This window comes from Halomonas sp. 707B3 (genome assembly GCF_024158645.1).
Taxonomy (GTDB): Bacteria; Pseudomonadota; Gammaproteobacteria; order Pseudomonadales; family Halomonadaceae; genus Vreelandella; species Vreelandella lionensis.
The window spans coordinates 1-9,685 of the sequence record NZ_JAMZBE010000138.1 but is presented as its reverse complement, the minus strand read 5'-3'; the positions used below and the strand labels follow the sequence as shown (position 1 = coordinate 9,685).

Below are 9,685 nucleotides of genomic sequence, written 5' to 3'. Positions count from 1 at the left end.
AGTAGTCGGTGGCAAGCCATGCCGTTACCGATAATGACAAGGTGTTCGTTCGGTGAGCACCGGGAAGCGGTTTCCATAGGTAGCTCCTGTGGTTGAAACGTAATGTTCAGCAAATAAAAAAACGCCCCTGACACAGCCCTTTCAAGAAGGGGGTATCAGGGGCGTCGTTGCCCGTTGGCGTCGTTGATAACGCACAGCAACCGCCGTTGGCTGCCGAACGGTCTTATCTTACGGTGAGCAAAAAGCCCGCCAGCTTTTGCCGTCAGTGGATTTAATTCAGCCTAATCAGCGTATTAAGCGTTTTTGAGGAGGCGGCAGGCCGCTCATGGTTAGCTAGGCTTGCCCCACGTTGGTGCTTAAGCGGCGGTTGATGCACTCTCTTCAACCGATTATTCGACAAAGGGCATGCCTTTCGCGAAAAGTAGAAATGCAGGATTCTTTTATAAATTATTGTTTATTAAGTATTTTAATGGTTTTAGCGCAGCGTGGCGCAGGGTTTGCAGTTATTCCAGTAACAAGCAACAACGGCTCAGTGCAGGGTCTTTGCCCATAACGATCACAACGACTAATTGCGTCGAATAATACCAACTGCAGCAAATCACTGATGAGTACGGCACCCGGTAAGCGGTGCCCCTGAGACAACGGCGTCCAGGCAGGCTTCTTTCGAGGCTGGCTTGGGCGCTTTTTGCTTTTTAACGCCGGAGGAAACTGCCATGCCACAGGCCAATCGGCTCGCCCGAACCACCTGCCCCTACTGCGGCGTCGGCTGCGGCGTTACCGCCACGCTGGAGAACGGGCAGCTCATCGCCGTCGAAGGAGACCGCGAGCACCCAGCTAATTACGGCCGCCTGTGCGTAAAAGGCACCGCGCTGCACGAAACCTTGGGCGAGCAGGGGAGGTTGCTCAAGCCGCGCGTGGACGGCAAAGAGGTTTCTTGGGAGCAGGCGCTCACCACCACCGCCGAACGCTTGCAGGCGCAGCGTAGTGCCCATGGCCCGCAGTCGGTGGCGGCATATTTATCTGGCCAGTTATTAACCGAAGATTATTACGTTGCCAACAAGCTGTTTAAAGGCTTCTTGGGCACCCCTCACCTGGATACCAACTCGCGGCTCTGCATGGCGTCTGCCGTGGCGGGCTACAAGCGCGCCTTTGGGGCCGATGCGGTGCCCTGTAGCTATGAAGACCTCGAAGAGGCGGAGCTGGTAGTGCTGGTAGGGTCTAACCTTGCCTGGAATCATCCGGTGCTCTATCAGCGCTTGAAGGTAGCCAAAGAGCGCAACCCGCTGATGCGGGTCGTGGTGATCGACCCCCGAGTGACCGACACCTGCGAAATTGCAGATCTTTACTTAGGCATTCGTCCGGGCAGCGATGCTTACCTGTTTAACGGGCTGTTGGCGTGGATGGCTGACCACAAGCGCCTAGATAGCGTTTACCTGGAGCGCCACACCGAAGGGTTAGACGACGCGCTGAGTGCCGCTCGGCAGAATTCAGAAGAGAGTGCAAGCAGCGTGGAAGCCGTTGCCCGCGAGTGTGATGTGGACCCTGAGCGTCTGGAAACCTTCTACTACTGGTTTGCCAGCCAGCTGCACGTGGTCACGCTCTACTCACAGGGGGTGAATCAATCCTCCAGCGGTACCGATAAGTGCAACGCGATTATCAACTGCCACCTAGCGGGTGGGAAAATCGGCCTGCCGGGGGCGGGGCCGTTTTCGATCACCGGCCAGCCCAACGCCATGGGCGGGCGCGAAGTGGGTGGGTTGGCCAATCAACTGGCGGCGCATATGGATTACCACACGCCGGGCGCTCGTGAATTGGTCAGCCGCTTCTGGACCACAAAGCATTTAACCCCGGCACTGCCTGACGCCCCGGGTTACAAAGCGGTAGAGCTCTTTGATGCCATCGAGCGTGGCGAGATTACCGCCCTGTGGGTGATGGCGACCAATCCGGCGGTGAGCATGCCGGATGGGGAGAAAGTGCGCCGGGCGTTGGCAAAATGCCCGCTGGTGATCGTTTCGGAGTGCGTCGCCAATACCGACCTGCTGCCCTTTGCGGATATCGTGCTGCCCGCGTCGGGTTGGTCAGAGAAAGATGGCACGGTGACCAACTCAGAGCGGCGAGTTTCCCGCCAGCGGGGGATGCTGTCTCCTCCCGGAGAAGCGAAGCACGACTGGTGGATACTCTGTGAAGTGGCAAAACGCTTGGGCGTGGGGGAAGCCTTCGATTACACCCACCCGTGGGAGATTTTCGATGAGCATGCACGCCTCTCTGGCTATGAGAATAGCGGCGATACCCAGCGGCTGTTCGATATCTCAGGGCTGGCAGGCCTGGGCCAAGCGGCTTATGATGCGCTCGCACCGATCCAGTGGCCCGTGACTCAGCAGGCACCTCGCGGCACGGCAAGGCTGTTCGAAGATGGCCGGTTTGCTACAGCGAATGGCCGAGCCAAACTGCTGCCGATTACTCCGCGCCCACCGGCGCAGCCGCTGAGCGACGACTACCCGCTGCGCTTGAATACCGGTCGCGTGCGGGATCAGTGGCACACCATGACGCGTACCGCCCGTTCGCCGCGTTTGATGAACCACCGCGCCGAACCGTTCATGGAGCTGCACCCAGACGATGCGGCTCAGGCAGGCTTAACGGATCAAAGCTTGGCGACGTTGACCGCTACCGCCGGGGAGTACCGTGGGCGGGTGCGGGTTTCCAACGCCCAGCGCCGAGGCGAAGTGTTCGTGCCGATGCACTGGACCGACTGCTTTACCAAACAGGGGCGTAGCGGTGCACTGATTCAAGGGTATACCGACCCGCTCTCCGGGCAGCCGGAAGCCAAGCAGGGGGCGGTGGCGGTGAGCAAACTCCCCATTGCTTGGCAGGCGACGCTGCTGCTAGCCAACGAGTTTGATGCGCCACCATCGCCCTGGTGTCGCAGCGACTACTGGGCGCGCATTCCGATGGCAAGCTGCACCCGTTGGCAGCTAGCGGATAGCCAGCCGGTCAATGATTGGCTGGCGCAGGTGGAAGCGTGGTGCGGTGTTTCCGCCTCTCTGTGGTGTGACGACCCGGCAACGGGTAGGCTGCGCGCAGCGGGCGTGGTGAACGGGCGGCTGCGCTGGTGGTTGATGGTGGGCCCACCCGACGAGCTGCCTGGGCTTGCCTGGCTTGAAGCGCGCTTCAATGACGCTACCCTGGAGACACAGCACCGTAGACGCCTGCTGGCCGGGTGCGATGATGGCGCTGTCGATACTGGCCCGGTGGTGTGCAGCTGCCACCAAGTAGGCCAAGCCAGCATTGTGAAAGCGATTCATGCGGGCGATACCAGCGTTGAAGCGTTAGGCGCACGACTGGCCTGCGGCACCCAGTGCGGCAGTTGCCTACCCGAACTAAAAGCGATACTTGAAGAGGAGCGGCCCCATGCGCGCGCTAAGCAAACAGCTAACACAGAAGTGGCCTGAAGCGCTGTGGCGCTTGGGTCAGCGGGCTTGGGCGCCTTTTAGTCGCGACACGGGCACTCGGTTGCGCTTGCCACTAAGCGGTGCCTGCCACCCAGGAACCGTCTATTTGGTAGGTGCGGGCAGCGGCGATGTTGAACTGCTGACGTTAAAGGCCGCGCGATTGCTGATGCAAGCCGACGCGGTGGTGTATGACCGCCTTGTCGGTGACGAGGTGCTAGGGCTCATTCCTCCGGGCACCGAGCGCTACTATGTTGGCAAAGCCAACGGCCATCACAGCATGCCTCAGGCAGAAATTGGTGAGCTGATCGTCTCCCTGGCCCAGGCAGGCAAATCGGTAGTGCGCTTGAAGGGCGGCGACCCCGGCGTGTTTGGGCGTATGGGCGAGGAGCTAGCGGCTCTGGCAGAGGCCGGGCTGCCCGCGGAAATTGTGCCGGGTATTACCGCCGCCTCCGCCGCAGCGGCGGGGATGGGGATTCCCCTCACTGACCGCGGCCACGCCCAGCAGGTGCGTTTTATTACGGCGCAGCTGTGCCGGGAGGGCGGCATGCCGGACTGGGCGACGCTGGCGCGTCAAGACGAGACTCTGGTGTTCTACATGGGGCTCTCCAAAGTGGCCGCCATTTGCCACGGCCTGCGCCAAGCGGGCCTGCCCGATACGTGGCCTATCATGCTGGTGGCCAACGGCAGCCAGCCCGAGCAGCAGTCTCTAGTAGGCACGCTAGCCGATATGCCCGAACGCCTTGCCGCTCAGCCGCTGCCATCGCCCTGCCTCATTATGGTGGGCAGTGTGGTCAGTATGGTGGCCCATAGCCCTGCTGCAACGGGCGCACAGGCGCAGCATTGCCAGCAGGCCTGATAGCGGGAAGTCGTTTTTTTACGAAAGAATGTTAAAAGCCAGGGTTGAAGTCCTGGAGTGCTCTCCCCATATTTGTTAACACGCTATCAAATGAAGCAAAGGAGAGAAGGGATGCACAACGACGCTCCGAACCCCGGTTTTGGTACTTTTCGCTTGGAAGGCGACACGTTAACGAAGAGCATTCACGCGGCCCTGGAGGTGGGCTATCGCCATATCGATACCGCCCAGTTTTACGATAACGAAGCGGGCGTGGGAAAAGCGATTGCCTCTAGCAGCGTTCCCCGTGAAGAGATTTTTTTGACCACGAAAGTGTGGTTCGACAAGCTCGAACCCGCCGCGCTGAAGGCCAGCGTCGATGAAAGCCTGGAAAAGCTGGGCACCGACTATGTAGACCTGCTGCTTATCCATTGGCCGTCGCCGGATGATGCGGTGCCTATGGCGGACTACTTAACCGCCTTAAAAGAAGTGAAGCAGGCAGGCAAAGCGCACCATATCGGCGTGTCGAACTTTACCATTGCACAGCTCGATGAAGCGGTGGATATCTTAGGCGCTGGCGAGATCTTTACGAACCAGATTGAGGTTCACCCGTTCCTGCAAAATCGCCGGTTAGTGCAGCACTGCGAGAAATTAGGTATTAAAGTCACTGCCTTTATGCCGCTCGCCGTTGGCAAAGTGCTCGAAGAGCCTGCGCTGCAGCGCATTGCGGATGCACACGGGGTCAATCCGGCGCAAGTAACCTTGGCGTGGATCCATCAGCAGGGCTACCTGACCATTCCGTCGTCCACCAAGGCGCGCAACATTCAAAGCAATATCGATGCCTTCAAACTGACGCTGAGTGAGTCGGAAATGGCGCAGATTGGCGAGTTAGATCGTCATGAGCGCATTGCGAATCCAGATTTTGCTCCGCAGTGGGACGACCAACCGTTAGGTAGCTAGGAAAACGCTATCGTAAAACCGCTGCGCCAAGGGGAACTGTTGGCGCAGCGGGTGTTCCTAGGGGCGGTGGCTAACATTGGCCGCCCCGATAAGCTTCTCTTAATAAACCAGGAGTAGAGTGTGAAACAGCATAAGGTTCGCGATAACGCGCTGAAAGCCCAGTTACGCACCCCCATGTTCAAAATGCAGCAGCAAATGCCTAAGAAAGGCAAAGGCAGTTACTCACGTAAAGGGCGTCATGCACAGAAGGGGCCGTCTTCGCTTCGGGTTAGCGTCCTGAGAGGGCATCGCCAAGCCGCTTGAATCAGCGTTTTGGCGATGCCTTCCCCCCAGGCATCGCTGCAGGCAATTTGCCAGTCTGCAGACTCTCATCAGCTTTTGGCCGACCGCAAGGTCGGCTTTTTTATGTCAATTGGCCGCTTGCTCTACGGTAGAGATACTGCACACTTCCATGCGGTAACCCGATTGATACACGCTACGTAGGCGCAAGCCGTGCCTGCCATCCAGCTCTAATTTGCGGCGCAATCGGCTTACATGGGTATCAACTGTGCGCGTTGATACATCGCCTTTTATTCCCCATACCAGTTCCAGCAAATGCGCGCGGCTTAACAACTCACCCACTTTGGAAAAGAACAGGGTTGCCAATCGATACTCCCGCTCGGTTAGCTCAACAGTGTGGTCATCGACCTTAATAGTGTGCTCGTCGGTATTAATCGAAAACGCTCTGGGGCAGGTCGCTGAAGGGCGGGGAGTGTCGTAACCGGCACGCCGACCCAGCGCGCTGACACGCGCCAGAAACTCCTTAGGGCGCAGTGGTTTCGCTAGAAAATCATCGGCACCTTGTTCCAGTGCCTTTACCACGTCATCTTCCCCCTGACTTGCCGTAATAAACAGAATGGGTCCACGCCAACCGTCGTTTTGACGTAAATGGCTGACCACATCCATGCCGCAACCATCCGGCAGCCGCCAGTCAATAATTAGAAAGTCGAAGCGCTGCTCTTGCGTAGCTCGTCTTAGCTCACTTGCCCTACCAAACAGAGACACCTGATGCCCTGCAGAAAGCAGGCACTGCTCGATAAACGCTTGTTGGTCGAGATCATCTTCCAGCACGCCGATATGCATAGTGAATTACCTATTTTTTATCGTGTGATAAACCTCACACCAATGGGGGGAAAACTCACTCATTAATTCTAGTTGAGTTAGGGGGAGTGACACAAAGGTTTACAGTTAACGCTTAAGTCGTAGCGCTATAATTCGTTTACAACTAGGAGGTTAAAAATGTCTAAGCATATGATTAATAAAGCTATTCTTGTAGTGGTTAGTGCGTTTGTATGCAACATCGCGCAAGCGCTCGATTCGCCTACCGGCAGTGTCATTTTGAAAGTGACCGGCAACATTACCCAAACCAACGTGGGGAATGAAGCGCATTTCGATAAAGTCATGCTAGAAGCGTTAACGCAGCGTACCACTAACACCAGCACGCCTTGGCATGATGGCGTGGTGAGCTTTGAGGGGCCGCTGGGAAGGGCATTATTAGAAGCCGTGGGCGCTGAAGGGGAGCAGTTGAACGTGGTGGCGCTCAATGATTACTCCTCTATGGTGCCGGTCAGTGATTTTTACGATCATGAGGTCATCTTGGCCATGCGCGCAGATGGTCAACCGCTAAGAGTTCGCGATCATGGGCCGCTGTTTATCATTTATCCCTTCGATGAAAATCCTTCACTCTTGAACGAAGAGATCCTTACCCGCTCCGTATGGCAGGTTAAGCGAATAGAGGTCGAGTAACGGTCGCGTCTGCTAGGTAAACGCCATGTTGCCCATTTTGAGACACTACTTTTCGCGTCGTGTGAGGGTCGCCACTTTTTCAGCAATCCTCTTTTTTCTATCTGCCATTATTACGGGCGGAGTGATTTTCCAGCGGCAGCACGCCATCGAAAATAGGCTGTTGGAAAACCTCGTATGGGCAGGGTATCAATTCGATAGGGAGGTACGAGAGTTTCATCTGACGCTGGTGGATAGCCAGCTGGGCCACATGAGCAGCGAGGATTTGCTGCTGCGTTTTGAAATACTGTTTAGCCGGAAGACACTGTTTCAGCAGGGGGAAATCAACCTGGCAGTGTCTAAAATTGAGGGCGTGAATGCTCTGGTAGAACAAGCCGCCGCCGTAATCCATGACATCGACCACCTAATCGAGCCGCTTTGGGACGATGCCAGCGCCCTAAACAACGAGCTAATTCGTCAGGCAATGGACCACACGGTTCAACTGCAGCAAATTACCGGCACCATCTTGATAGAGACCAACGCGAGCGTGGCACGACTGCGCACACTAGAGCGTGAAAAGATGACGCAGCTCTACGGGCTGGCATTAATCATACTGCTCTCGTTGATGTTATCGGGCGGTCTATTGGTTCGCGCCCTGCTTATCGAAGGGAAGGTCAGCATTCGTAAGGCTCAAGCGCTAGGGGTGAAGAGCCGAGAGCTGAAAGAGACGGCCAAGCGCGCTGAAATCGCCAGCCAGGCCAAATCCCAGTTTATGGCAGTGATGAGCCATGAAATTCGCACGCCACTCAACGGTGTGGTGGGCATGGCCGACCTACTGAGTGAAGAAGTACATACTCCTAAAGCCCACGTTTACCTATCGGCACTCAAACGCAGTGCTGAGAGCCTGCGCGCCGTGATCAACGATATTTTGGATTACACCAAAATAGAGAGCGGACGGCTTGATTTGGATACTCGTACTTTTGATCTGCGTGAATGTATAGAAGCGCTCTGCACAGGCTATGTGCTGCAGGAGAAGAGCAAATCGGTCGTGTTTAACTACTCCATTGATCCGTCGTTGCCTCGGTTTGTGATGGGCGATATCGCTCGCCTTCGCCAAGTTATGATGAATCTGATCAATAACGCGCTGAAATTTACCGAAGAAGGATTTGTGAAGTTTAACGCCTCGCCAGATGCTGGCGACCGACTATTGTTCGAAGTGTACGACACAGGCTGCGGTATTGAAGCGGCAGATCAAGAGCGCCTTTTTTCAGCCTTTTCGCAGGTAGATACTTCGATGGCGCGTCGTCACGAAGGTACAGGGCTGGGGCTCGCCATTTGTAAGCGACTCGTTCATGCCATGGGCGGTGAGATTGGCGTGACCAGCCAAGTAGGGCTGGGTAGCCGTTTCTGGTTTTCGGTTGCGTTACCGGAAGCAGAGGCTATGGAGGTCTATCACCACAGCGAACAGCAAGCAGCGCTGGTGGATAACCACCATATTCTGATTGTGGAAGATAACCCCATTAACCAGACCGTCGCGAAAGTCATGTTGGAGCAGCTTGGGCAGCGCGTGACTATTGCCGATAACGGCCAGTCTGCGTTGGAGTTACTGCAAGAGAAGTACTCGGCGATTGATCTTGTGTTAATGGATATGCAGATGCCGATCCTAGATGGGCCTGAAACCACAATGCGCTGGCGTGCCTTTGAAGCCGCGAATGCACTCACTAGGCTACCCATTGTGGCTATGACCGCTAACGTTATGCCTGAGCATCGCGAGCGCTGCTTCGAAAGCGGTATGGACGACATGATCAACAAGCCGTTCACGCGAGAAGAGCTGTATCAACTCATCAGTCGCTACGTTCCCACCGCTGACGTGACGATGGAGAGTGTCGAGCAAAGCGGATGCTCCGTCAGCGAGCAGGAGAGTGCGCCAAGTGACTCACCAACAGAGAGGGACGCACTGGACGTGCTTGATCGCAAAATTTGCGCAGAGCTTCAGGAGGCGTTTGACCCTGCTTCGCTTAATGCGTTGTTGAATGCGTTTCTCACCCGGTTAGAAGAGCGTCTTATCCGCTTACGGACTTGCTGGCTAGCGGGAGATAATGAATCGTTGAGCAAGGAAGCACACTCGCTTAAGGGGGCCGCCGCATCGCTAGGCTGTGCCGCTATTGCAAAGAATGCCGCGCTGTTGGAAAAAGGCGCATTTCACGAAGGTGGTGAGTGGATAGTAGGAGTATTGAATACGCTCGAAGAGCTGCAAGTGACCACTCAACAGGCACTGCTAGATCAAGGATTGTTAGAGGTTTAATGCTCACATCAGCGCTACCTCGGGTAGCGCTGAGTTATCGGTCATGTGGGTACTTACTATCTGGTTAGGCCCGTTTGGTCATGGTCATTTGATGTTGTAACCACTCATCAAAGACAGCAGGTGATAGCGGGCGAGAGATGAAATAGCCTTGCCCAATGGGGCAGTGCGACTTTACAAGAATGGCTTGCTGATCTGCATTTTCAATTCCCTCCGCCACGACGCTCATCCCCAGTCGCGCACCGAGCTCTACAATCGAGAGCGTAATGGCTTGGGCACTAGCCTGGATTTCTCATAGCACCTCAGCCAGTACCGCACTCAGGCTAACACCGCTAAACACCTATTGGCTCGACTTACATCGGCTACTTTTTAACCACTTTT

General features: G+C 56.0%; 8 protein-coding genes. 6 read left to right on the top strand and 2 right to left on the bottom strand.

Translation table 11 applies throughout. From position 1 onward, the window contains the following. Positions 1–713 precede the first annotated feature (713 nt). The 4 genes from BIS10_RS15100 (at position 714) to arfA (ending at position 5,544) form a co-directional block, all read left to right on the top strand. The gene (locus BIS10_RS15100; protein ID WP_253506310.1) at positions 714–3,449 is read left to right on the top strand and encodes a nitrate reductase; all 2,736 of its coding nucleotides are present in this window, start codon (positions 714–716) and stop codon (positions 3,447–3,449) included. Further along, positions 3,409–4,305, top strand: coding sequence for a uroporphyrinogen-III C-methyltransferase (cobA, locus tag BIS10_RS15095; RefSeq protein WP_253506308.1), 897 nt, complete (start codon positions 3,409–3,411; stop codon positions 4,303–4,305). Before BIS10_RS15100 ends, cobA begins: the two co-directional genes overlap by 41 nt. Positions 4,306–4,416: 111 nt before the next feature. Then, positions 4,417–5,241, top strand: coding sequence for a 2,5-didehydrogluconate reductase DkgB (gene dkgB, locus BIS10_RS15090; RefSeq protein ID WP_253506306.1), 825 nt, complete (start codon positions 4,417–4,419; stop codon positions 5,239–5,241). Between the two features lie 120 nt (positions 5,242–5,361). Beyond that, a complete protein-coding gene (gene arfA, locus BIS10_RS15085; protein WP_253506304.1) occupies positions 5,362–5,544 on the top strand; it encodes an alternative ribosome rescue factor ArfA in 183 nt (60 codons plus the stop codon). 105 nt (positions 5,545–5,649) lie between these two features. Here arfA and BIS10_RS15080 read toward each other — a convergent pair whose 3' ends face one another. Next, positions 5,650–6,363 carry a response regulator transcription factor gene (locus BIS10_RS15080; RefSeq protein WP_253506302.1) on the bottom strand — a complete coding sequence of 238 codons (714 nt, stop codon included), beginning with the start codon at positions 6,361–6,363 and terminating at the stop codon, positions 5,650–5,652. Between the two features lie 156 nt (positions 6,364–6,519). On the opposite strand from BIS10_RS15080, the gene BIS10_RS15075 reads away from it, so the two are divergent. Then, the gene (locus BIS10_RS15075; RefSeq protein WP_253506300.1) at positions 6,520–7,026 is read left to right on the top strand and encodes a molybdopterin-dependent oxidoreductase; all 507 of its coding nucleotides are present in this window, start codon (positions 6,520–6,522) and stop codon (positions 7,024–7,026) included. 25 nt (positions 7,027–7,051) lie between these two features. Further along, positions 7,052–9,307, top strand: coding sequence for an ATP-binding protein (locus tag BIS10_RS15070; protein WP_253506298.1), 2,256 nt, complete (start codon positions 7,052–7,054; stop codon positions 9,305–9,307). Positions 9,308–9,371: 64 nt separating this feature from the next. On the opposite strand, the gene BIS10_RS19060 is transcribed toward BIS10_RS15070, so the two are convergent. Next, on the bottom strand, positions 9,372–9,593 hold the full coding sequence (locus tag BIS10_RS19060) for an EAL domain-containing protein (RefSeq protein ID WP_392567185.1): 222 nt from the start codon (positions 9,591–9,593) through the stop codon (positions 9,372–9,374). Positions 9,594–9,685 lie beyond the last annotated feature (92 nt).